Raw genomic sequence first — 20,844 nt, 5'->3', positions numbered from 1 at the left:
CGATAGCGGTGGGTCAGTCATCATTGATTCGTCTGACCCACCGCTATCGCGAGCAGGCTCACTCCTACAGTAGATCGGTGGTTTTACATGAGATGTTTTTGCGGCTCTGGAATGCTGGCCGCGCCGAGCACCGCCGGCAGCATTCCCACACGCAGATCCCCGCCACTCGGCTGTTGATACAGGCTCAAACCAAACTCTGGCAGCACCGCCAGCAGGTAATCGAAAATATCCCCCTGAATCCGCTCGTAATCGGCCCACACCGTGGTGCTGGTGAAGCAGTAGATTTCCAGCGGAATGCCCTGCGCCGTGGTTTGCATCTGGCGAACCATGCAGGTCATGTTCGGTTGCACCTCCGGGTGACTCTTCAGATACGCCAGCGCGTAAGCGCGAAAGGTGCCGATGTTGGTCATCCGCCGACGGTTGGCCGACATCGCCGCCACATTGCCTTGCGCTTCGTTCCAAGCCTTGAGTTCGGCTTTCTTGCGGCTCATGTAACCGGTCAGCAGATGCACCTGGCTCAGTTTCTCTTCTTCATCGTCACGGATGAAGCGCACGCCGCTGGCGTCGATGAACAGGCTGCGCTTGATCCGCCGACCGCCGGACTGCTGCATGCCGCGCCAGTTTCGGAACGACTCGGACATCAGCCGCCAGGTCGGGATCGACACAATCGTCTTGTCGAAATTCTGCACCTTGACCGTGTGCAGGGTGATGTCGACCACGTCGCCATCGGCACCGACTTGCGGCATCTCGATCCAGTCGCCGACCCGCAGCATGTCGTTGCTGGTCAGTTGCACGCTGGCCACGAACGACAGCAGCGTGTCCTTGTAAACCAACAGAATCACCGCCGACATCGCACCCAGACCCGACAGCAGCAACAACGGCGAACGGTCGATCAGCGTGGCGACGATGATGATCGCGCCAAACACGTACAAGACCATTTTCGCCAGTTGCACGTAACCCTTGATCGAGCGGGTGCGGGCGTGTTCGGTGCGGGCGTAGATGTCGAGCAAGGCATTGAGCAGGGCGCTGATCGACAGCAACAGGAACAGGATGGTGAACGACAGCGCGACGTTGCCAAGGAACGTCATCGCGGTTTTGCTCAGCTCCGGCACCAGATGCAGGCCGAACTGGATCACCAGTGACGGCGTCATCTGCGCCAGACGCTGGAACACCTTGTTGTGGCGAAAGTCGTTGAGCCAGTGCAGTGCCGGTTGGCGACCGAGCATGCGGCTGGCATGCAGGATCAAATAGCGCGCCACTCGTCCGAGCACCAGCGCGAGCACTAAAAGCAGGATCAGCGCCAGGCCGGATTGCAGAAACGGATGCTGTTCGAGGGTGCCCCATAGGTCTTGGGCTTTGAGCCAGAGCTGTTTGAAATCCATAAGAGAAACGATTCTTCTATAAGACGCGATGGGCGATTAGAGCATTTAAGACGCTGCGTATTACCGTAAGAGACAAATCGAGCAACAAAAAAGCCACTGATTAGCACCGTTTGTATAAAGAAACTCGGCCTGAGCGCTCGAAACCGGTAATCTATGCAGCTGTTTTTTTGCATATCTTCGAGGTAGCACCCGTGTTTTCCCAATTCGCCCTGCACGAACGCCTGCTCAAAGCTGTGGCCGAGCTGAAATTTGTCGAGCCAACGCCTGTGCAAGCAGCGGCCATTCCGCTGGCGCTTCAGGGGCGTGACCTGCGGGTGACGGCGCAAACCGGTAGCGGCAAGACTGCCGCTTTCGTCCTGCCAATCCTCAACCGGTTGATTGGCCCGGCCAAGGTTCGCGTCAGCATCAAGACCCTGATCCTGCTGCCGACCCGTGAACTGGCCCAGCAAACGCTGAAAGAAGTTGAACGCTTCTCGCAGTTCACCTTCATCAAATCCGGCCTGATCACCGGCGGTGAAGACTTCAAGGTGCAGGCCGCCATGCTGCGCAAGGTGCCGGACATCCTCATCGGCACCCCGGGCCGGATGATCGAGCAACTCAACGCTGGCAACCTCGACTTGAAAGAAGTTGAAGTGCTGGTGCTCGACGAAGCCGACCGTATGCTCGACATGGGTTTTGCCGAAGACGTGCAACGTCTGGTCGACGAATGCCCTAACCGTCAGCAGACCATGCTGTTCTCCGCCACCACCGGCGGCTCCGGTCTGCGCGAGATGATCGGCAAAGTGCTGAACAACCCTGAGCACTTGCAGCTCAACGCGGTCAGCCAGTTGAACTCGACCACTCGTCAGCAGATCATCACCGCCGACCACAACCAGCACAAAGAGCAGATCGTGAACTGGCTGCTGGCCAACGAGACCTATCAGAAGGCCATCGTTTTCACCAACACCCGCGCCATGGCCGACCGCATCTACGGCCGCCTTGTGGCTCAGGAATACAAGGCGTTCGTACTGCACGGCGAGAAAGACCAGAAGGATCGCAAACTGGCGATCGATCGTCTGAAGCAGGGCGGCGTGAAGATTCTGGTGGCCACCGATGTGGCGGCCCGTGGTCTGGACGTTGATGGCCTGGATCTGGTGATCAACTTCGACATGCCACGCAGCGGCGACGAGTACGTGCACCGCATCGGCCGCACCGGTCGTGCCGGTAACGACGGTCTGGCGATCTCGCTGATCTGCCACGGCGACTGGAACCTGATGTCGAGCATCGAGCGTTATCTGAAGCAGAGCTTCGAGCGCCGCACCATCAAGGAAGTCAAAGGCACCTACGGCGGGCCGAAAAAGGTCAAGGCCTCGGGTAAAGCTGTCGGCGTGAAGAAGAAAAAGACCGACGCGAAGGGCGACAAGAAGAAAACCGCCGCCAAGACGCCGACCAAGCGCAAGAGCGTCAACCGTCCGAAGCCGGATTCTCTGGTGAGCAGCGACGGCATGGCGCCGCTCAAGCGCCGCAAGCCGGCAGAGCCTGCGGCTGAGTAAGTCGTTTCAGGCGCACATAAAAAACCCGGACAGTGTCCGGGTTTTTTTATCGCCGGGATTTGTCAGCTCCCGAGCAGCCCGCTGGTGTCGGCGTCAAAACGTTGCTTGGCCTTGTCAGCCGCCGGTTTCAGCAACGCGAGCAGCGCGGCCTCGCTGTACAACCTTGTGCCCGCCAATTCCTTGGGCGTTGGCTCGATTGGAATCAGCACATCTTCACCATCGGCGTGCAGCCAGATCGCTACAACGTGCAACGCCGAAACAAACAACAACCGCGGTTCCACGGTTTTGCCCTGCAATTGCGGCGATTGCTCGGCCAATTTCAGCGCACCGACCGTGGCAGCCGCCAGGCCACCATGGTTCAACGAAGCGAACTCGACATGGCCGCGAACGTCGACCAATTGCACATCGGCAATGGTCACGCCATCGGCGAACACCAGGTAATGCCAATCGCCCACTCGGGCATCTGGCAGACCTTTGCCGTTGCTCAAGTCCTCCAGGCTCAGCGAGTAACCACGCCAGGCTTCACTTAGGCTGATTTTCGCAGGTACAGCGTTGGCAAACTGCCGGTTCGCGCCGAAGCCTTGGGTTTGCAGGGCGGCTTGTAGTGCCGGACGCAAAGTCTGTACGCCGTTGGAAGGCGCCTTTGGATAAGTCAGTTGCATGATGTCGCCCTCCTAGTTTTTTGCGGTGAAGTAAGTGTTGGTCCAGTTGCCGCCGCCGTTGTACGAACCGGGGAATGCGTTCAGCGCGCGGGTCGAATAGCCGTAGATCGAATCCGCGACCAGCACGTAGTTGCCGTTGGTGCCATAGATCGTCAGGAAGTGCGCACCGCCACCGTACCAGGCACAGCGCAGGCCGACGGGGCGGCCCATGTTGATCTGGTTCTGAATGGCCGACATCTGCAGCGAACCCTGATTCATGCCGTTGTAACTGCGCGTGGTGCGCAGGGCGGAATCAAGATAGCCATAGACGTTGCACGGCCCCGGCTGGTTGCAGCAGTTGCGGTTGAGTTCCGAACTGGCGACACCGCACTGGGTCCAGTTCCCGGTGCCGTAATAGTTGCCGACCGAGGCGGAAACGGCCGCCCAGCACCAGTTGGTCTGGGTCTGCTGTTGCATGCTGAAGTTGAGGCTGCTGGCAGCCAGGGCATTGGCGCGTTCAGCGGTCTCGACCTCGACCTCGACCAGTTGCGGGTCGATCAGATGGCCGATCAGGCACCTTGGCAGGGTCTCGCCGGTGAATCGGGTTGCTTCATTGGTTAACATTTTTCAATCCTCCATGAGTGAAAACAAGCGTCCAGCTTGTATGGGTGCAGTGGTGTTGCCGAGCGATCGGGGTTAAAGGTTGGCCATGTTCCATGGCGGGCGCCGATCTCCTTGCTCGAGGTAACCTTAGTCGCAATATGCATTAATGCAATAAAATAAATGCACCAGTGCATTATTAGGATCAAAAGATCGGACGATCTTTTGACTTAGGTTTGTTAACCCTCGGCTTTCTTCTGGGCCGAATTGAGCTCTTTTAATCGCTGATCAATCAACTGGCACTTGTCCGGCAAATCCGCGCTCGCCGTGCCCAGATCCATCTTCTGCAATTCGGCGTTGATCTCCTTTGCCTTGTCCGGATTCTGCTCGGTGAGCTTGGAGACTTCCTTGGCCAGTTGTTCGCGTTTGGCGGTGGCTTCTTCCGGCGTACAGGCCCAGACGGGCAGGGCGCAGGCGAGAGTTGCAGCCAGGGTGAGCTTGATCAGGGTTTTCATGGGGCAGGCCTCAGTTCCGGTTAAGGCGGGTTAACCGGTTGAGGCCTTGAGGCCGAGAAAAGTTCAGTAATGTGGGTACCCTCAGTCACTATGGCAGCAACTGGATCTGGTCGCCCCCTCATACCGATCATGATGCCGCACCCACTCCATGATCTCGTCTTCATTCCTGCCCTTGGGCGTCATATCGAGGTAGTTGTAGGCGCCCACCAACATGTCCAGCCCACGGGCATACGTTGAGTAAGTGTGGAAAATCCCACCTTTATCATCGCGATAAAACACGCTCAGCCCCGGCATTTCCTCCTCGGCGCTATCAGTCTTTTCATAGTTGTAAGTAGCCTTTCCCGCAGCGACATCCTCGGCCCGAGCGCAAACGCCGAAGTCGTAATTGAAGTCGCAACCTTCCGACGATACCCAATCAAACTTCCAGCCCATACGCCGTTTAAAGTCCTGAAACTCGTTGAGTGGTGCGTGGGAAACCGCGACCACGGCAATGTCGTGATGCGCCAGATGCAGATTGGCGCCGTCAATGTGATCGCTCAGAAACGAGCACCCTGGGCAGCCTTCCTCCCAATCCTTGGCGAACATGAAGTGGTACAACACCAATTGGCTGTGCTTGCCGAACAGGTCAGCCAGTTTCAATTCGCCGTCCGGGCCTTGAAAGTGGTAGTCCTTGTCGATTCTCACCCAAGGCAATGCGCGACGTTCGGCGCTGAGGCGGTCGCGCTCCCTGGTGAAGGCTTTTTCGTGATCGAGGTGTTGCCTACGGGCGGCGAGCCATTCTTCGCGCGACACCACCGGATGATTCTCGACGTTCATGATGATTTCTCCTGCGGGGTTGAAACCGTCTGTTTCAGACTAGTCGTTTAACCGGCAGGGAATTCGACAGACCGCCGGTCGGTCGGGGCGAGAAATGCGGCTGAACGGCTGCGGCACGCTCGGGTCACAACCTTTGACAGCGCCATTAATTACGCGCACCGGAGGTTGAATCAGGATGACGACTTATAACTGGGATTTGATTGAGCGTTTGCTGCACGAAGCGCAGAACAGTGCTGGCGAAAGTTTCGCTCCTAGGAAATACGCCGAAGACTATGCGGCGGCGAAAGCCAGCGCGGGCGAGCCGATCGAGAATCTGGATCATTTGAAAACAGTGGCCTGCGAATATGAAAGGTTGCTGCTCTTGCGTGGCTACATCGCACCGCGTCCAGATGACGAGGGCGCCACAGGAAGCAATTTCGTGCTGACGTCACGCGGTTCCAGCTTGCTGAGCCTGATCGACAGCAGCATTCCCGGCAACGATCATCCACGCCAAGTGCTGGATGAGCAGGAGGACGCGCTGGCTGAGGCGACGTTTGATGATGTGGCTTCAAAGGCACAGATTGCCTGAAAGCAAAAGATCGCAGCCTTCGGCAGTTCCTAAAGGGTTATGTTCAGGAGTTGCCGAATGCTGCGATCTTTTGATCTTCAACCCTGTTTAGCGGCCTTCAGACACTTCAAATCATTGAAGTCCTTGCGCACCCCTTCAATTTTCTTCAACAACCGCTGACGTTGCTGCGGTGTACTCTCCGCCATCAAATCAACCGCCAGCGAGCGTCCCTGCGCCTCGGTGTCAGCAAATGCCTGGCGGTAATCCGCCGTCCATAAACGCTCGCGGTTGACCAGAAGCGTCTCGATTCGTTGTGGGAATTCGGGACTCTTGCGCTGAGTGACGGCTGCGCTGAACTGCTGCTGCCAATGGGCACGATTAGCGATCCATTGGGTGTTCTGGTCGCCCAGCGTCGTCGACCAGGCCATGACCCGCTGTTCTTGCGTGGCGCTCAACGGTCCCAGCCAATCGTTGAGGCGTTTGACCATGCGTGCACCGCGTTCGGCGATCTGCTGGGCCAGCGGCGGTTTCAGGTATTCCTGCTGGCGCTTGCGCAGATCCTTGGCAAATGCGTCGTTCATCTCCGCGACCTGTTTGTCGTCCAGCCCTTGCAGCAACTCGATGGCCGACGGGGTGATCTCCCGCGCAGTTTCAGCAATGGCTTTTTTAGCTTCCCCGGTGCGCGCCGCAAGCGCGGCGTCAGTCACCTGGTTGGTCTCGACCATCGTTTGCAAGCGGTCGAGCCAGTCGAGATAGCCCGGCAATTGCGTGGTGCAGTGCCAACTCAGGTGTTCCTGAAGGCGTTCGTTGAACCAGCCTTTCTGCTCGCCGTTCATGTCGAGGTAGTCGCTGAGCGTCCACGGAATGATCACGTCGAGATTGCGATAGGCCAGGCCTACGCGGCTACAGGCGCCGAGGGCGAGGGTGAATATCAGCAGGGCAACAATGTGTTTGAACCAGCGAGACATGGGCGAATCCTTGCGATGGCCAGCCTTGGGGTCTGATTCTTATGTGAACGCAGAATGAACCCGGCAGTTCAGCCGATCAATAGAACGCGCGCTCGGCTTTGAGTGTAACAAGGCCGTCACATTCGCTGTTGTGCCCGGAGTAGGCCGAGCAATCGCTGCCACTGAGGCTGGAATTGCTGTAGATCAGGTCGAGATTGACACCCATGACCGGCCGGGAAAAATTCACCGACCAATCGGTGAAACTGCTGACATAACCACCGTCCACCGCCACCGGAGTGTTCAGTTGGTGGGTGGTGTATTTCATGCTCACGCCAATGCCGAAGGGTTGATTGCCGCGCAGATCGGCAAACAGCGTGTTGTTCTGTTTATCCGGATCGTTGCTCAAGGCAATGCCGAATCGGCTGCCGAGCAGGGTCAGACCACCGAACAACTCCTGGCTGTCGAGTGTGTCCACTTTGGGATAGCTGTAGTGGATCATCCCGACTTCGTAGCCGAGGGTTTGATCGAAGGGTTGTTTAAAACCGAAGTAGGAGTCGATTTCGAGGTTCTTGCCCGGCGTAATGCCCATGCTCGGCGCGTACTGGCCGAAATACAGGCCACTGTCATGGCTGAGGTCTAGTCCGCCATGAAACGAGCCGGTGGACGCCGGTTTGACCAGTCCTTGCGCCATGCTGCGGCTGGGCGTGGTGCCGAGTTTGAGGTCGAAGTCGCCCAGTTCACGCTGGAAAATCTGCGCGTGCGCAGTCGTGCAAGCCAGCAGGCCTACGAGCGATAAACAGGATGTTTTGCGCATGCGTCACTCCATTAACAGCGAGCGCAGGGCGGCAAGCCTGCTGAAACGCTTGATCTAGACGCGTGCAAGGATACCGGCGAATGCGCGGCATTGATGGCCGTTCGTCGATTTGCAAAGAATGGGTGATTGATTTGTTTAAAGCGGAGGGGAATTTTGCGGTGCCAGTCCAGGCGCTTCGAAGCTCAAAGCGCCTATGGACGGGTGTATTACCGGGTGTTACTTCTTGCCCAGGCTGATCTGCTTGGACGGGCCGAACGTCTGGCCGCTGACGCCTTTGGCAATTTGCTGAATCTCGCCGCCGGACTTGAGGAACGCGGCGATCTGATCGTTGATCGATTCGCTGGTTTCAACGGCTGGAGCTGGCTTTGCTTTGCTGGTGGATGCTTTTACACGCATGGCGGCCATTAACCTGTAGAAAAGTAACTCGGCCAGGCATCGTACAGTAATAACTTGACAATTGCTTGGTAAATATCCCCGGGAATAACCAACCTCCATGGTGGATTATTCTCGATTCAATTTTCGAAATAACCGGCTAACCTGCTGTTTTAAATAAGATCATTTATATTTTTCGGCGCTGTGAAGGGCTGCCGCAATGCGCCAAAGCGGACTGACGAGCGGCAACCGTCACGTGCGCGTCCAAGGAAAATCAAGGCTTTGCGCCTATTTCGCTGAAGCCAGGAATCTGCCAGTCAACGCTGGGGGCAAAAACGGGTAGAATGCCGCCCACGCAATGAGGGTTCTGGAAAATGGCTTTAGTCGGGCGTTACAACAGTTTGCAAGTGGTTAAACACACTAACTTCGGTTTATATCTGGACGGCGGTGCTGACGGCGAGATTCTTTTGCCCAACCGTTATATTCCCAAAGATATTCCCAGCGAAGATGAAGACTGGCTCAATGTTTTTATTTATCTGGACAGCGAAGACAAACTTCTCGCCACCACTGAAAAGCCGAAAGTTCAGGTCGGTGAATTTGCCAGCCTGAAAGTGGTTGAAGTCAACAGCATCGGCGTGTTCCTCGATTGGGGCCTGCCGAAGGATCTGTTGCTGCCGTATTCCGAAGAAAAACGTCAGATGACCGCCGGCGAGTACTGCGTGGTGCACGTCTACCTCGACAAGCACACCCGCCGCATCACCGCGACCGCACGTCTGGATCGTTACCTCGACAAAACCCCGGCCAACTACAGCCAGGGCCAGGAAGTTGACCTGCTGGTTGCCGAAGCCACCGATATGGGCTTCAAGGCGATCATCAACAACAAGCACTGGGGTTTGATTCACAAGAACGAAATCTTCAAGTTCATGCGCGCCGGCATGATCGAGAAAGGCTTCATCAAGGAAGTGCGCGCCGACGGCAAGATCAGCCTGAGCCTGCAACCGGTTGGTCAGGAAGCGGCCAGCAGCCTGAACTCGAAGATTCTCGCCAAGCTGCGCGAAAACGATGGCTCGCTGCCGGTCAGCGACAAGAGCGATCCGGCGTTGATCAGCAGCCTTTTTGGTGTCAGCAAGGGCAACTTCAAGAAGGCCATCGGTTCGCTGTACAAGGAAGGCAAGATCGTCATTCACGCCGATCGCATTGAACTAACCTGAGCCTGGCGTGGCCCATCTTGTATGGGCTCACTTAAGGTCGGGTAAATGAAAAAATCGTTGATTGCCTATGTCGCCACCCTGGTGACGTTTCTTTTGCTCGACGGCGTCTGGCTCGGCCTGTTGATGGCGCCGACCTATCGCGAACTGCTCGGTCCGCTGATGCTTGAAAAACCGCTGCTGATTCCCGCAGCGGTTTTTTATTGCCTGTACGTTTTCGGGTGTGTGCTGTTGGTGGTGTTGCCGGCGCTGAGTTGGCAGCGCGCGGCGAAGATGGGCGCGTTGTTGGGGCTGGTGGCGTATGGCACCTATGACCTGACCAATTGGGCGACGTTGCGTGGGTGGTCGGCGCAAGTGTCTTTAATGGATTGGGCGTGGGGGACGTTTGCCACCGCTGTGGCTTGTACCATCGGGTTTTTGGTGGCTCGACGGTTTGGTGTTTCGAATCGTTGATTTGTGTTGCCTTGACCGGCCTCTTCGCTGGCTTGCCAGCGAATGACGGCGCAGCCGACAACCATTCACCGCTGACGTCTGCGATGAACTAAATGTCTTTTCCAGACGGCTTTTTCTGTCTGATTGATTGATAATCCTCGGCACGTTTTGACCATTGGATGGCTGCCATGTTGTGTGTGTTCGAGGTGTTGCGGTGATTGTCGAGCGGCGCAATGCCGACCGTTTTGCCTTGCAGGTGATGATTGGCCTGTGTCTGATCTGGGGCGTGCAGCAGGTGATGATCAAATGGGCGGCGCCGGACATTGCGCCGGTGATGCAGGCAGCGGGGCGGTCAGGGATTTCCGCGTTGCTTGTAGGATTGCTCATCTGCTGGAAGGGCGGCTGGGATCAGGTCGGCAACACCTGGCGCGGCGGCTTGCTGGCCGGTGCACTGTTCGGTCTGGAGTTCTTCTTCATCAGCGAAGGCTTGCAACTGACCACCGCTGCGCACATGTCGGTGTTCCTCTATACGGCACCGATATTCACCGCGCTGGGCGTGCATTTTCTGTTGGCCAGCGAGCGTCTGCGGCCGTTGCAGTGGCTGGGGATTCTGCTCGCGTTTATCGGTATCGCGATTGCCTTTGCCGGCGGTGTGTCGTGGGACAACCTTGACCGGCGCATGTTGCTGGGCGATGCCTTTGGTGTGTTGGCTGGCGCCTGCTGGGGCGCGACCACCGTGGTGGTGCGCGCCTCGCGACTGTCGGAAGCGCCGGTGACGTTGACGTTGTTCTATCAGCTGATCGTCGGCTTCATCGGCCTGCTGTTGATCGCGCTGTTCAGCGGCCAGATCAGCCATGTAAATCTGACTACCGTGGCGGTGGCCAGTGTGCTGTTCCAGGGTTTGGTCGTGTCCTTCTTCAGTTACCTGGTGTGGTTCTGGTTATTGCGCCGTTATCTGGCGGCGAATCTCGCGGTGTTCTCGTTCATGACGCCGCTGTTCGGCGTCACTTTCGGCGTGTTGCTGCTCGGCGAGCAACTGAGCCTGAACTTCGTCATCGGTGCCGTGCTGGTGTTGCTCGGCATCACTTTTGTCAGCGCTGAACAGTGGGTGCGTCGGCGTTTGCGCAAAGCGCTGGGCCAGTAACAGTCGATTGCATCGCCAGCCCGCCGGCAATCAGCAAACCGCTGCCGGCGATCACCAGCGCGGGCTGCAAGCCCCCGCTGAAATGGCTGCTCAGCGCGGCCAGTAGCGGGCCGCTGAGCTGGCCGGCGGCGAAGCAGGCGGTGAGCATGCCGGCGTTGCGCTGGGTGGCGTGGGGCGCCAGTTCCCGCGAGCGCTGCATGACCAGTTGCATGCAAGCCAGGAACGGTGTGCCGCAGAGGATTACGCCCAGCGCCAACCCCCAACCGCTGCCCAACAGGCAGGCAAAAACTCCGGCTGCTTGCAGCCACAGCGTCGCCATCAACCAGTGACGCGTGGTCTGCGGATCGTGACGGCGCAGACTCACCAGCAACACGCCGATTGCCGCGCACAGGCCGAAGCTCGGCCAGAATAGGTCTGCCTGCCATTGCCCGTGAAACTGCGCGTTGGCCATCTGCGACAGGAACGTCGCCGGGATGATGTAGCCGACACCGTACAGGGCGTAGATCACCGCCAGACGCCCGATGCCACGACTCGATGGATTGACGGCTGCCACAGCCGTCTTCGCTGCGACTGGTTGCGGCAGAAGTCGCCAGACCCCCAGCATCATCACCAATGCCGCCGCTGCATAAATCAGCCACAACGTCGCAGAAGTCTGGTTCAGCAGATGTGAGACCAGCGCCAACACGCCTGTCAGAAAAATCCCCAAGCCGGGTCCGGCAAACACCAGCGCCCCAAGCCGTGGGCGACCCGCCGCGGCAGCCAGTGGCTGACTGAGCGTCGTAATCATCACCATCACCCAGGCACTTGCCACCCCGGTGCCAAAGCGCAGCAGCAGATGCGACCAGAAGCCATTGGCCCAAAACGACGCCAGCGTCAGCAGCACACACAGCCACAGGCCACCGTGCAATCGGCGCTGAACCTGCTGCGGACGGTGGGCGAACATCGCATCCATTGCACCGAGCAGGTAACCAAGGTAGTTGGCCGCGGCAATCAGACCAGCGGCAGTCAGGTCGATCTGTCCTTCACTGAGCATATGCGGCATTTGTGGTGTGAGGGCGAAACGCCCGATGCCCACGGCCATCATCAGGGCGACGAAGCAGGCGGATAAGCGAATCAGTGGTGACATGGTCTGGATTCCTTTGGAAAAGCAATGACCGTCAGGCTAAGACTGATTGACTTTCTTTAAAAATGAATAATAGTGAGTAACTTGTTCTGTTATGGAGAAAGGTTGTGGAGTTCAGCCAACTGCGGATCTTTCAGGCAGTCGCCGAGGAAGGTTCGATCACCCGCGCCGCCGAGCGCCTGCATCGAGTGCCTTCCAATCTTTCGACCCGCCTGAAACAGCTGGAAGAGCAAATGGGCGTCGAATTGTTCGTCCGAGAGCGTCAGCGTTTGCAGTTGTCGCCTGCGGGAAAAGTCCTGCTGGACTACACCGGCAAACTGTTTGCCCTGCGTGATCAGGCCAGCGCGGCGGTGATGGGCGGGCAACCGGCGGGGGATTTTGTGTTGGGCACCATGTACAGCACGGCGGCGATCCATTTGCCGGCGCTGCTGGCGCGGTATCACAAGCAATACCCGGCGGTGAACCTGCAAGTGCAGTCCGCGCCGAGCGGTGAGTTGCTCGAAGGTTTGCTCACCGGACGCCTCGATGCGGCAATGGTGGACGGGCCGCTGGAGCTGGCCGGGCTCGACGGCGTGCCGTTGTGTGAGGAAAGGCTGGTGCTGATCACTGAAGCCGATCATCCGCCGGTAAGCAGTGCCAGAGATGTCGAAGGGCGCTCTGTTTTCACTTTTCGCCAGGGTTGCTCGTACCGCATGCGGCTGGAGGCATGGTTCGCGCACGATCACGCAGCGATGGGCCGGGCGATGGAGATTGAGTCGTATCAGGGCATGCTTGCCTGTGTGATTGCGGGCAGTGGCGTGGCGTTGATGTCGGAGTCGATGCTGGCCAGTCTGCCGGGGCGCGATAGCGTCGCGGTGCACCCTTTGGCAGAGCCGTTTGCGGGTGCGACAACGTGGCTCATGTGGCGCCGTGGCATGGTTGGCGCCAACCTCAATGCATGGATCGAAGTGCAGCACGCCGTCTATCCCGCGCCTTTGGCTGAAACTCGGGAAACGGCTTGAACCAATGTCAGCAGACTCTGTTCAATTCAGTAACAGATCATTGCGGAATTGCCCGAGCATTGCGTAGGACTTCGGACTATTATCAGTGCGAAGCGGCCTCAGAATTCCGGTCGCTCGGCACCACCCTGAAGGGGGCATGACGATGAAAGAGAAAATTCAAAATTGGCTGCACGATTTGGGTGTTGCCCTCGGCTTGATCGAACCGCCTCTGCAACCGGTACCGATTCGCACGGACGACGAACAGCGTCGGCGTCAGCAGCGTCGGCGGTAAGGCCCCCGACGTAAAGGTTCAAAAGACTTAAGATCAAAAGATCGCAGCCTTCGGCAGTTCCTACAGAGATCAGTGTAGGCGCTGTCGAAGTCTGCGATTTTTTGTTTTCAGTGACGCGCAATCATCAGCAAAAAACGGCTCAAGTCATTCGCGGTCTTCGCTTTCTTGAGCAGGTGATCCTCTTCGGCGGTAAACGCCGTCAGTCCGAATTCATCTTCCAGATGGAAGATCAGATCCTCGATATCCGCCTTCTCCAGGCCCAATTGCACCAGGCTGGTCTTGTCATCGAATTCGCGGTTTTCCAGCAGACGCCGGATGAACCGATGTACGGCGGCACGCACGGCAGCTCTTCTCATGGCAAATTTTTCTGGTTGTTGTTCTGCTTGAGTACAGCAGGCGTCATGCGTGCCCGCGCAACCATTCGTCAATCATCGAGCGCAAATGCTCCCCGGAAAAACTACCGAAATGCCCGCCATGCACCGTGCGGATGGGCAGTGCCTGCAAACGGCTCAGACTGGCGGCGTAGTCATTCAGATTGGAATGGTAGGCGTCTTCGATCAACGGCCCGTCGTAGATGATGTCGCCGCTGAACAGCGTTTCGCTCGCCGCTTCATACAGGCTGATGCCGCCGGGCGAATGCCCCGGTGTGTGCAGCACCTGCAACGTACGATTGCCCAGATCCAGCACGTCGCCATCCTCGATAAACCCGGTGGCCGGCGCGGCTTTGACCCGGTATTCGGCATAGCACAGAGGGCAGTCCGGGTGCGCTTCGAACATGTCGTCGCCGACGAAGGCACGACTTAAATCATTCTCGCCATCCGGCGCCGCCAGAATGTCCGCCTCGGCCGGGTGCACCAGTCGCTCGGCAAATTCGTGATGCCCGGCGATGTGGTCGAAATGGCAGTGGCTGGCCACCGCCACCAGTGGCCGCTCGGTCAGCCACGGCAGTTGCTCGCGCAGGCTGACCAGCCCGGAGCCGCTGTCGAGCAGCAGATCCTTGTCGCGTCCTTGTACGTGCCAGAGATTGCACCGGTAGAACGGGCGGATGTACGGCTCGTGAATCAGGCGGATGCCATCGCTCAGGGTTTGCACTTCGAACCACTGATCGCGAGAAACAATCTTCATCAGCACATTCCTTTAGACGAAAAAAAACGAGTGTGGCAACCGACGCCACACTCGTCGAAGAAAGCATCAAGTCGTTACGTAGAGCTTAGATGGCAGTTGCCACAGTCGCCGGGCGAGGGGAGACCAGGCTGACCACCACAAAACTCACCAGACCTACGGCCAGGCTGTAGTAGATCGGCGTGTTGGCGTCCAGACCGTCCTTGAACATGAACACCAGCGCCGTGGCAAAACCCATACCCATGCTGGCGATCGCGCCGGCGGTGGTTGCGCGTTTCCAGAAGATCGCCCCCATCAGCGGGATCAGCATGCCGCCCACCAACAGGTTGTACGCCAGCGTCAGGGCGCTGATCACGTCGTTCACCACCAGCGCAATACCGAGCACGACGATGCCGGTCAGCAGGGTGAACAGGCGGTTGATGCCCAGGCTCGACTGTTTGCCGCCGCGCAGTTTCGGCAGCAAGTCTTCAGTCAGCGTAGTGGCAGCGGCGAGCAGGCCGGCGCTGGCGGTGGACATCATCGCGGCCAGAGCAGCGGCGATCACCAGACCACGGATGCCATCCGGCAGCGAGAGTTTGACGATCGCGGCAAAGGCGTTGTTGACGTTGTCCAGATCCGGGATCAGTACGTGCGCAGCCATGCCGATCAGGGCGCAGGCCAGACCATAAAGGATGCAGTAGATGCCCGCGATGCTGCCAGCGTACTGGGCGACTTTGGCGGTCTTGACGGTGAACACCCGTTGCCAGATGTCCTGACCGATCAGGATGCCGAAGAAGTAGATCATGAAGTAGGTGATGATCGTGTCCCAGCCGATGGTGGTGAAGCTGAATGCAGTAGCAGGCAGTTTCAGCACCAGCTCATCCCAACCGCCAACGCGGTACAGGCAGATCGGCAACAGGATGAACATCAGGCCCACAGTCTTGATGATGAACTGGACGATGTCGGTCAGGGTCAGCGACCACATGCCGCCGATGGCCGAGTAGATCACCACCACGCCACCACCGACGAGTACCGAGATCCAGAATGGCAGGTCAAACAGCACTTGCAGTACGGTGCCGATCGCCAGGATCGAGGTCACGCCGATCATCAGCGCATAGGCCAGCATGATTACCGCGCTCGCCGAGCGGGCCATCGGGTTGTAGCGTTTTTCCAACACCTGGGTAACGGTGTAGATTTTCAATTTCAGCAGCGGTTTGGCGAGGAACAGGTTCAGCGCGACGATGCCGCAACCGAGCGCCGCACACAGCCAGAAACCGGAGATGCCGTGCACGTAGCCCAGACGCACGGTGCCGACGGTGGACGCGCCACCCAGTACGGTCGCAGCCATGGTGCCCATGTACAGGCTCGGGCCGAGGTTGCGACCGGCGACCAGAAAGTCTTCGTTGGTCTTGGCTTTGCGCATGCCGAAGTAGCCGAGCAAGAGCATGCCGGCGGCGTAGATGAGGACGACGAATAAATCCAAAGCCATGATGGCGTGTCTCCGATTGTCTTTTTTATGTTGAGGCTGAATTCGATTTGCCCTTGTGGGCGCAAGCTTGCTCCGGGCGGCGATAGTCACATGCCGCAGCCATCGCGAGCAGGCTCGCTCCTACAGGGGACCTACGTCAGGCGGCCTGACGCAGTTCAGGTTTTGCTGCGACTTGGCTGCGAGCATCCTTTGGGCCGAACACTTCGCGCGGTTCCGGGAACAGGCTCAGCAGCGTCAGATACACCACCGAAGCCAGGCCCAACGTCACCGGTAAGCTGACGTCGATCCCGCCCGCGAGCTCACCCAGCGGGCCAACAAACTGCCCCGGCAAGTTGACGAAGCACAGGCCGACCGCCGCGCTCGGGATCCACGCGCCCAGCCCACGCCAGTTCCAGCCGTGGGTGAACCAGTAGCGGCCACCCTGTTCGCCGCGAGTGAACACTTGCAGGTCATCCGGGCAGTAGAAGCCGCGACGCACCACCAGGCCGATGATCATGATCACCATCCATGGGGTGGTGCAGGTGATGATCAGCACAGCGAAGGTCGACACGCTCTGCACCAGGTTCGCCGCAAAGCGCCCGATGAAGATGAAGGCAATCGACAGCACGCCGATCAGCAGCGTCGCTTTCACCCGTGACAGCACACGCGGGAACACGCTGGACATGTCCAGCCCGGTGCCATACAGCGAGGTGGTGCCGGTGGACATGCCGCCAATCACTGCAATCAGACACACCGGCAGGAAGAACCAGCTCGGCGACACCGCCAGCAAGCCGCCCACATAGTTGTTGGCCGCGATGTAGTCCGGCGCCTTGATCGCGACGATGGTCGCGGTAGCCAGGCCGAACAGGAACGGGATGAACGTCGCGATCTGCGACAGCACCACGGCGGCCATGATCCGCTGCTTGGAGGTTTCACGCGGGATGTAGCGCGACCAGTCGCCGAGGAACGCACCGAAGGAGATCGGGTTGCTCATGGCCACCAGCGCCGCGCCAATGAAGGCTGCCCAGAAGCCTGGTTGACCGAGGCTGACAGTACCGGCGTAGTGCGCGTCGAAAGGCCCGGCGAAAGCAAAGATGCCCAGCAGGAACAACAGGCTGGCGCTCCACACCGCGATCTTGTTCACCCACAGCAAAAAGCGGAAGCCGTAGATGCACACGGTCAGCACCAGAATCGCGAACAGACCGTAGGCCAGGCCCAGGGTCAGGTCGGTTTCCGGCAGGCCGATCAGGCGTTTCGCACCACCGATCAGCGCATCCCCCGAACTCCACACCGAGAGCGAGAAGAAGGCGATGGCGGTCAAAAGCGACAGGAACGAACCGACGATCCGCCCGTGCACGCCGAAGTGCGCACCGGACGACACGGCATTGTTGGTGCCGTTGAGCGGGCCGAACAGGCCCATCGGTGCGAGGATCAGCGAGCCGAGCAGCACGCCCGAGACAATTGCCCAGACGCCGGCCTGAAACGACAGGCCGAATAGCACCGGGAAACTGCCGAGCACGGCGGTGGCAAAGGTATTGGAACCACCGAAGATCATCCGGAACAAATCCGTCGGGCCTGCGGTGCGTTCGTTGTCCGGGATCTGTTCGACCCCGTGGGTTTCAATCTGCGTGAGGCTTTGGTCGTTGTTGTTGTTATTCATGATCTGCTCCGATCATAAAGGCGCGCTCATCGTGCGTGAGCGTCACCTGTCTTGGCTAAGGGGATGGCAGCCCTTCCGGCATTGCGGACAAATGTTCGTGGCAGGCCAGCCATAGGCCTTGTTGTTCTAGGCTCGACGCTTGTTTCTTGAAAACAATCGTCTCGCGCTCCTGGCTGAAGTGTTGCTCCCCTTGCATGCGCAGCTCGGTGGCCACGTCATGGATGAAAATCGCCACGTCACCTTGCAGGCTGACGAAGGCGTTGCTTGATGTGCAGGAAAGCACCTCGAAGCCATCCTCGGTGCGCCAGTTGTCCCACAACGCCTGATAGGCATCGCGCGACAGCAGCGGTTGTTCGAGGGTGTAAAACACGAAGCTGGCATTGGCGCTGAATGCGCCGAAGTAGGCTTCGCGATCATTGCGGGCGAAGGCGGATACCAGATCGGCGGCCGCTTTCAGAACCTGATCACGTTCGTTCATGACCCAACCCTCAGCGGTGAACCACGCCTGGCAGTACGCAGAGCATTTCGTACAGCAGGTTGGCGGCCAGCAGCGAGGTGTTGCCGGTGGTGTCATAAGCGGGCGAGACTTCTACCAGATCGCAACCGATCAGGTCGAGGCCTTGGCAGCCACGAACGATCTCAATCGCTTGAATGGTCGTCAGACCACCGATTTCCGGGGTGCCGGTGCCTGGCGCCCAAGCCGGGTCGATGCCGTCGATGTCGAAGCTCAGGTACACCGGACCACCGCCGACTTTCTCGCGCACTTCGGCCATCAGCGGGGCCAGCGACTTGTGCCAGCACTCTTCGGCCTGCACCACGCGGAAACCCTGATCGCGGCTCCAGTTGAAGTCGTCAGCGGTGTAGCCCTGCGCACGCAGACCGATCTGCACCACGCGGTCGCAGTCCAAAAGACCTTCTTCAACGGCGCGACGGAAGGTCGTGCCGTGGGCGATTTTCTCGCCAAACATGTGATCGTTGACGTCAGCGTGGGCGTCGATGTGTACCAGACCGACCTTGCCATGCTTTTTATGGATGGCACGCAGGATCGGCAGGGTGATGGTGTGGTCGCCACCCAGGGTCATCGGGATGACGTTGTGCTCGAGGATGTTGTCGTAGGCTTCTTCGATGATGCGCACGGCGTCGAGCAGGTTGAAGGTGTTGATCGCCACGTCACCGATGTCGGCAACCGACAGCGAATCGAACGGCGCAGCGCCGGTCGCCATGTTGTACGGGCGGATCATCACCGATTCGGCGCGGATGTCGCGTGGCCCGAAGCGGGTGCCGGGGCGCAGCGAAGTACCGATATCCAGAGGCACGCCAACGAAGGCAGCGTCCAGACCGGCAGCGGTCGGTACATGGGGAAGTCGGAGCATGGTGGCGATGCCGCCGAAGCGCGGCATTTCGTTGCCGCCCAGTGGTTGGTGAAGAATCTTGTCCACGGGTAGGGCCTCATCGTCTTGTTTTATTTATGTCGGCGCACCGGCAGGCGGGCACCGCTGTGGGCCGATTCTGCGAAATGTAGTGAGGGGGAAGAATCGCTACGGGCAAATACTTAGTTCAGATTTTTCTAAACTAATGCCAGACTTCCTCATCTGATCGTTCCCACGATCCTTGGAGTCGTTATGGCCAACGCTTTACCCGACCTGAAACTATTGCGCATCTTCGTCAGCGTGGTCCGTCATCAGGGTTTCGCCAACGCGCAACAGGAACTCAACCTGTCGACTTCGGCGATCAGCACCTACATGAGCCAGCTCGAAGCCGCGCTCGGTCTGGTGCTGTGCCATCGTGGCCGTGGCGGGTTCAGCCTGACCAGCAAGGGTGAGCTGTTCCATCAGGAAACCCTGCGCCTATTGGCCGAACTCGAAGGCTTCGAGCAATACGCCGCCGCGCTCAAAGGCGAACTGCGCGGCACGCTCAACCTCGGGGTGATCGACTCGACCGTCAGCGACAAGGCCCTGCCGTTCGCTGAAGCCATCGGCGCCTACAGTCAGGAACACCCTGCGGTGCATTTGCATTTGTCGGTGATGAGCCCTTATGAGTTGCAACTCGGAGTGCAAGACAACCGCCTCGATCTGGCCATTGGTGCGTTCTCCACGCGCATGAGCGGTCTGGTCTACATGCCGCTGTACCGCGAGCAACACTGGCTGTATTGCAGCAGCCGACACCCGTTGTTCAACGAGCGGCGCATTCCCGAACAAGTCATCACCCAGCAGCGCATGGTCGGGCGCGGTTACTGGAGTCAGGCGGAACTCGCCCGCCACGGTTTCAAGCACAGCGCCGCGACCGTGGAGAGTATGGAAGCGCAGCTGATTCTGGTGCTGTCCGGCGCCTACATCGGTTATCTGCCGGAGCATTACGCCCAGGCTTGGGCCGACAAGGGCGATTTGCGCGTGCTGCTGCCAGCGACCTTCGGTTATCAGGCGCCGTTCTCGATGATCATGCGCCGTGGCCGCAGTCGTGAGCCGTTGATCCAGACGTTCCGCGATTTGCTCAAAGCCCAGCTCAATCAGGCCTAAGAATATGTCCAGACCCCAATGCCCGCGCTGCCTGCGCCCACAAACCCATTGCCTGTGCGCGCTGATCCCCAGTCTCGACAGCCGCACCCGGGTGTTGCTGTTGCAGCATCCGAGTGAGGTCAATCATGCGTTGAACACCGCGCGGCTGGCGGCGCTGGGTTTGACCAATGCCGAACTGATCGTCGGTGAGGTGTTCGAGGATTTGCCGACGCTGTTGAACCGGCCGGGGTATCAGGCGCGTTTGCTGTTTCCGGCGGACGATGCGCAGCCGGTGCAGGCTTACGGCGAGTCCGAGCAACCGCTGTTGCTGGTCGTGCCGGACGGCACCTGGCGCAAGGCGCGCAAGATGCTGCACCTCAATCCGCTGTTGGCGGCGTTGCCACGGGTGACGCTGGCCGAAGGTGGTGTGTCGCGGTATCGGTTGCGCAAGGCACCGGGGCCGGGGGCGTTATCGACGCTTGAAGCGATTGTGCAGGCGTTGCAGACGCTGGAAGCCCCGGTCTCCTTTGAGCCGTTGCTCAGGCCGTTCGAGGCATTGATCGACGGGCAGATTGCGGCGATGGGGGAGGAGGTTTTTCAGCGTAATCATGCTGAAAAATGATCGGTGTTTTTGCAGGCCTCATCGCTGCATTGGTATCTACACATCTCCCGATCCTGGTCTATAAAAGGACGGCATGGATATCAAATGACCGGGCTAGATGCCCGACTGACAAAACGATACGACGAGTTAGTCATGGGACACAGTAATGGACTA

Annotated in this window: 24 protein-coding genes; 9 read left to right on the top strand and 15 right to left on the bottom strand. The window is 58.8% G+C overall.

What is annotated here, in order from left to right:
* Positions 1 to 83: 83 nt before the first annotated feature.
* On the bottom strand, positions 84 to 1,382 hold the full coding sequence (locus IAI51_RS27065) for a mechanosensitive ion channel family protein (RefSeq protein WP_187681263.1): 1,299 nt from the start codon (positions 1,380 to 1,382) through the stop codon (positions 84 to 86).
* Between the two features lie 191 nt (positions 1,383 to 1,573).
* On the opposite strand from IAI51_RS27065, the gene IAI51_RS27060 reads away from it, so the two are divergent.
* The gene (locus IAI51_RS27060; protein ID WP_038358505.1) at positions 1,574 to 2,914 is read left to right on the top strand and encodes a DEAD/DEAH box helicase; all 1,341 of its coding nucleotides are present in this window, start codon (positions 1,574 to 1,576) and stop codon (positions 2,912 to 2,914) included.
* A 62-nt stretch (positions 2,915 to 2,976) separates the two neighbouring features.
* Here the strand turns inward: IAI51_RS27060 and IAI51_RS27055 are convergent, their stop codons facing one another.
* From IAI51_RS27055 to IAI51_RS27040, 4 genes are all read right to left on the bottom strand, one after another.
* Positions 2,977 to 3,576 (bottom strand): hypothetical protein, encoded by a 600-nt coding sequence (locus tag IAI51_RS27055; RefSeq protein WP_187681262.1) that lies wholly within the window; start codon positions 3,574 to 3,576, stop codon positions 2,977 to 2,979.
* Positions 3,577 to 3,588: 12 nt separating this feature from the next.
* On the bottom strand, positions 3,589 to 4,179 hold the full coding sequence (locus tag IAI51_RS27050; RefSeq protein ID WP_187681261.1) for a papain-like cysteine protease family protein: 591 nt from the start codon (positions 4,177 to 4,179) through the stop codon (positions 3,589 to 3,591).
* A 215-nt stretch (positions 4,180 to 4,394) separates the two neighbouring features.
* Entirely contained in the window at positions 4,395 to 4,670 is a 276-nt protein-coding gene (locus tag IAI51_RS27045; RefSeq protein WP_187681260.1) for a hypothetical protein, read from the bottom strand.
* A gap of 81 nt (positions 4,671 to 4,751) precedes the next feature.
* Positions 4,752 to 5,486: a DUF899 domain-containing protein gene (locus IAI51_RS27040; protein ID WP_187681259.1), complete on the bottom strand. Its 735-nt coding sequence runs from the start codon at positions 5,484 to 5,486 to the stop codon at positions 4,752 to 4,754.
* Positions 5,487 to 5,661: 175 nt separating this feature from the next.
* On the opposite strand from IAI51_RS27040, the gene IAI51_RS27035 reads away from it, so the two are divergent.
* On the top strand, positions 5,662 to 6,054 hold the full coding sequence (locus IAI51_RS27035; RefSeq protein ID WP_187681258.1) for a transcriptional regulator: 393 nt from the start codon (positions 5,662 to 5,664) through the stop codon (positions 6,052 to 6,054).
* Positions 6,055 to 6,131: 77 nt separating this feature from the next.
* Here the strand turns inward: IAI51_RS27035 and IAI51_RS27030 are convergent, their stop codons facing one another.
* From IAI51_RS27030 to IAI51_RS27020, 3 genes are all read right to left on the bottom strand, one after another.
* Positions 6,132 to 7,001, bottom strand: a complete 870-nt coding sequence (locus tag IAI51_RS27030) for a DUF6279 family lipoprotein (protein WP_187681257.1) — start codon at positions 6,999 to 7,001, stop codon at positions 6,132 to 6,134.
* Between the two features lie 76 nt (positions 7,002 to 7,077).
* Positions 7,078 to 7,794, bottom strand: a complete 717-nt coding sequence (locus tag IAI51_RS27025) for a TorF family putative porin (protein ID WP_187681256.1) — start codon at positions 7,792 to 7,794, stop codon at positions 7,078 to 7,080.
* Between the two features lie 216 nt (positions 7,795 to 8,010).
* Entirely contained in the window at positions 8,011 to 8,199 is a 189-nt protein-coding gene (locus tag IAI51_RS27020; RefSeq protein ID WP_016985943.1) for a hypothetical protein, read from the bottom strand.
* Positions 8,200 to 8,540: 341 nt separating this feature from the next.
* Between IAI51_RS27020 and IAI51_RS27015 the strand changes: the two genes are divergently transcribed.
* The 3 genes from IAI51_RS27015 to IAI51_RS27005 all read left to right on the top strand — a co-directional run bounded on the left by IAI51_RS27015 (position 8,541) and on the right by IAI51_RS27005 (position 10,950).
* Positions 8,541 to 9,377: a S1 RNA-binding domain-containing protein gene (locus IAI51_RS27015; RefSeq protein WP_187681255.1), complete on the top strand. Its 837-nt coding sequence runs from the start codon at positions 8,541 to 8,543 to the stop codon at positions 9,375 to 9,377.
* 45 nt (positions 9,378 to 9,422) lie between these two features.
* Positions 9,423 to 9,827, top strand: a complete 405-nt coding sequence (locus tag IAI51_RS27010; RefSeq protein ID WP_187681254.1) for a DUF2177 family protein — start codon at positions 9,423 to 9,425, stop codon at positions 9,825 to 9,827.
* A gap of 238 nt (positions 9,828 to 10,065) precedes the next feature.
* Positions 10,066 to 10,950, top strand: coding sequence for a DMT family transporter (locus tag IAI51_RS27005; RefSeq protein WP_222944310.1), 885 nt, complete (start codon positions 10,066 to 10,068; stop codon positions 10,948 to 10,950).
* Here IAI51_RS27005 and IAI51_RS27000 read toward each other — a convergent pair.
* Positions 10,898 to 12,076: an MFS transporter gene (locus IAI51_RS27000; RefSeq protein WP_187681252.1), complete on the bottom strand. Its 1,179-nt coding sequence runs from the start codon at positions 12,074 to 12,076 to the stop codon at positions 10,898 to 10,900. The two genes, IAI51_RS27005 and IAI51_RS27000, sit on opposite strands and share 53 nt — an antisense overlap.
* Before the next feature lie 104 nt (positions 12,077 to 12,180).
* Here IAI51_RS27000 and ptrR point away from each other — a divergent pair, with 104 nt between their 5' ends.
* Both ptrR and IAI51_RS28040 read left to right on the top strand, forming a co-directional pair.
* Positions 12,181 to 13,074: a putrescine utilization regulator PtrR gene (gene ptrR, locus IAI51_RS26995; protein WP_187681251.1), complete on the top strand. Its 894-nt coding sequence runs from the start codon at positions 12,181 to 12,183 to the stop codon at positions 13,072 to 13,074.
* 142 nt (positions 13,075 to 13,216) lie between these two features.
* Positions 13,217 to 13,345 carry a PA1414 family protein gene (locus IAI51_RS28040; RefSeq protein WP_007914492.1) on the top strand — a complete coding sequence of 43 codons (129 nt, stop codon included), beginning with the start codon at positions 13,217 to 13,219 and terminating at the stop codon, positions 13,343 to 13,345.
* A 107-nt stretch (positions 13,346 to 13,452) separates the two neighbouring features.
* Here IAI51_RS28040 and IAI51_RS26990 read toward each other — a convergent pair whose 3' ends face one another.
* The 6 genes from IAI51_RS26990 to speB form a co-directional block, all read right to left on the bottom strand.
* Entirely contained in the window at positions 13,453 to 13,701 is a 249-nt protein-coding gene (locus IAI51_RS26990) for an acyl carrier protein (RefSeq protein ID WP_187681250.1), read from the bottom strand.
* A gap of 43 nt (positions 13,702 to 13,744) precedes the next feature.
* Positions 13,745 to 14,470 (bottom strand): MBL fold metallo-hydrolase, encoded by a 726-nt coding sequence (locus IAI51_RS26985; RefSeq protein ID WP_187681249.1) that lies wholly within the window; start codon positions 14,468 to 14,470, stop codon positions 13,745 to 13,747.
* An 85-nt stretch (positions 14,471 to 14,555) separates the two neighbouring features.
* Entirely contained in the window at positions 14,556 to 15,935 is a 1,380-nt protein-coding gene (locus IAI51_RS26980; protein WP_187681248.1) for a sodium:solute symporter, read from the bottom strand.
* Between the two features lie 136 nt (positions 15,936 to 16,071).
* Positions 16,072 to 17,574, bottom strand: a complete 1,503-nt coding sequence (locus IAI51_RS26975) for a purine-cytosine permease family protein (RefSeq protein WP_187681247.1) — start codon at positions 17,572 to 17,574, stop codon at positions 16,072 to 16,074.
* Between the two features lie 55 nt (positions 17,575 to 17,629).
* The gene (locus IAI51_RS26970; protein ID WP_187681246.1) at positions 17,630 to 18,052 is read right to left on the bottom strand and encodes a YybH family protein; all 423 of its coding nucleotides are present in this window, start codon (positions 18,050 to 18,052) and stop codon (positions 17,630 to 17,632) included.
* A 10-nt stretch (positions 18,053 to 18,062) separates the two neighbouring features.
* Entirely contained in the window at positions 18,063 to 19,013 is a 951-nt protein-coding gene (gene speB, locus IAI51_RS26965) for an agmatinase (RefSeq protein WP_123536038.1), read from the bottom strand.
* 183 nt (positions 19,014 to 19,196) lie between these two features.
* On the opposite strand from speB, the gene IAI51_RS26960 reads away from it, so the two are divergent.
* Together IAI51_RS26960 and IAI51_RS26955 are read left to right on the top strand one after the other, a co-directional pair.
* Entirely contained in the window at positions 19,197 to 20,090 is an 894-nt protein-coding gene (locus IAI51_RS26960; RefSeq protein WP_007956593.1) for a LysR family transcriptional regulator, read from the top strand.
* Between the two features lie 4 nt (positions 20,091 to 20,094).
* Positions 20,095 to 20,691 (top strand): tRNA-uridine aminocarboxypropyltransferase, encoded by a 597-nt coding sequence (locus tag IAI51_RS26955; RefSeq protein ID WP_187681245.1) that lies wholly within the window; start codon positions 20,095 to 20,097, stop codon positions 20,689 to 20,691.
* Positions 20,692 to 20,844 lie beyond the last annotated feature (153 nt).

The organism is Pseudomonas sp. N40(2020) (assembly GCF_014472415.1).
Classification (GTDB): domain Bacteria; phylum Pseudomonadota; class Gammaproteobacteria; order Pseudomonadales; family Pseudomonadaceae; genus Aquipseudomonas.
The sequence above is the reverse complement of the archived record's forward strand: the minus strand, read 5'-3'. Positions and strand labels throughout refer to the sequence as shown.

Excerpts from the sequence above, each read along its gene's own strand:
- IAI51_RS27065 (WP_187681263.1), bottom strand. The coding sequence starts at position 1,382 with ATGGATTTCAAACAGCTCTGGCTCAAAGCCCAAGACCTATGGGGCACC.
- IAI51_RS27055 (WP_187681262.1), bottom strand. The coding sequence starts at position 3,576 with ATGCAACTGACTTATCCAAAGGCGCCTTCCAACGGCGTACAGACTTTG.
- IAI51_RS27050 (WP_187681261.1), bottom strand. The coding sequence starts at position 4,179 with ATGTTAACCAATGAAGCAACCCGATTCACCGGCGAGACCCTGCCAAGG.
- IAI51_RS27045 (WP_187681260.1), bottom strand. The coding sequence starts at position 4,670 with ATGAAAACCCTGATCAAGCTCACCCTGGCTGCAACTCTCGCCTGCGCC.
- IAI51_RS27040 (WP_187681259.1), bottom strand. The coding sequence starts at position 5,486 with ATGAACGTCGAGAATCATCCGGTGGTGTCGCGCGAAGAATGGCTCGCC.
- IAI51_RS27035 (WP_187681258.1), top strand. The coding sequence starts at position 5,662 with ATGACGACTTATAACTGGGATTTGATTGAGCGTTTGCTGCACGAAGCG.
- IAI51_RS27030 (WP_187681257.1), bottom strand. The coding sequence starts at position 7,001 with ATGTCTCGCTGGTTCAAACACATTGTTGCCCTGCTGATATTCACCCTC.
- IAI51_RS27025 (WP_187681256.1), bottom strand. The coding sequence starts at position 7,794 with ATGCGCAAAACATCCTGTTTATCGCTCGTAGGCCTGCTGGCTTGCACG.
- IAI51_RS27020 (WP_016985943.1), bottom strand. The coding sequence starts at position 8,199 with ATGGCCGCCATGCGTGTAAAAGCATCCACCAGCAAAGCAAAGCCAGCT.
- IAI51_RS27015 (WP_187681255.1), top strand. The coding sequence starts at position 8,541 with ATGGCTTTAGTCGGGCGTTACAACAGTTTGCAAGTGGTTAAACACACT.
- IAI51_RS27010 (WP_187681254.1), top strand. The coding sequence starts at position 9,423 with ATGAAAAAATCGTTGATTGCCTATGTCGCCACCCTGGTGACGTTTCTT.
- IAI51_RS27005 (WP_222944310.1), top strand. The coding sequence starts at position 10,066 with ATGATTGGCCTGTGTCTGATCTGGGGCGTGCAGCAGGTGATGATCAAA.
- IAI51_RS27000 (WP_187681252.1), bottom strand. The coding sequence starts at position 12,076 with ATGTCACCACTGATTCGCTTATCCGCCTGCTTCGTCGCCCTGATGATG.
- IAI51_RS28040 (WP_007914492.1), top strand. The coding sequence starts at position 13,217 with ATGAAAGAGAAAATTCAAAATTGGCTGCACGATTTGGGTGTTGCCCTC.
- IAI51_RS26990 (WP_187681250.1), bottom strand. The coding sequence starts at position 13,701 with ATGAGAAGAGCTGCCGTGCGTGCCGCCGTACATCGGTTCATCCGGCGT.
- IAI51_RS26985 (WP_187681249.1), bottom strand. The coding sequence starts at position 14,470 with ATGAAGATTGTTTCTCGCGATCAGTGGTTCGAAGTGCAAACCCTGAGC.
- IAI51_RS26980 (WP_187681248.1), bottom strand. The coding sequence starts at position 15,935 with ATGGCTTTGGATTTATTCGTCGTCCTCATCTACGCCGCCGGCATGCTC.
- IAI51_RS26975 (WP_187681247.1), bottom strand. The coding sequence starts at position 17,574 with ATGAATAACAACAACAACGACCAAAGCCTCACGCAGATTGAAACCCAC.
- IAI51_RS26970 (WP_187681246.1), bottom strand. The coding sequence starts at position 18,052 with ATGAACGAACGTGATCAGGTTCTGAAAGCGGCCGCCGATCTGGTATCC.
- IAI51_RS26960 (WP_007956593.1), top strand. The coding sequence starts at position 19,197 with ATGGCCAACGCTTTACCCGACCTGAAACTATTGCGCATCTTCGTCAGC.
- IAI51_RS26955 (WP_187681245.1), top strand. The coding sequence starts at position 20,095 with ATGTCCAGACCCCAATGCCCGCGCTGCCTGCGCCCACAAACCCATTGC.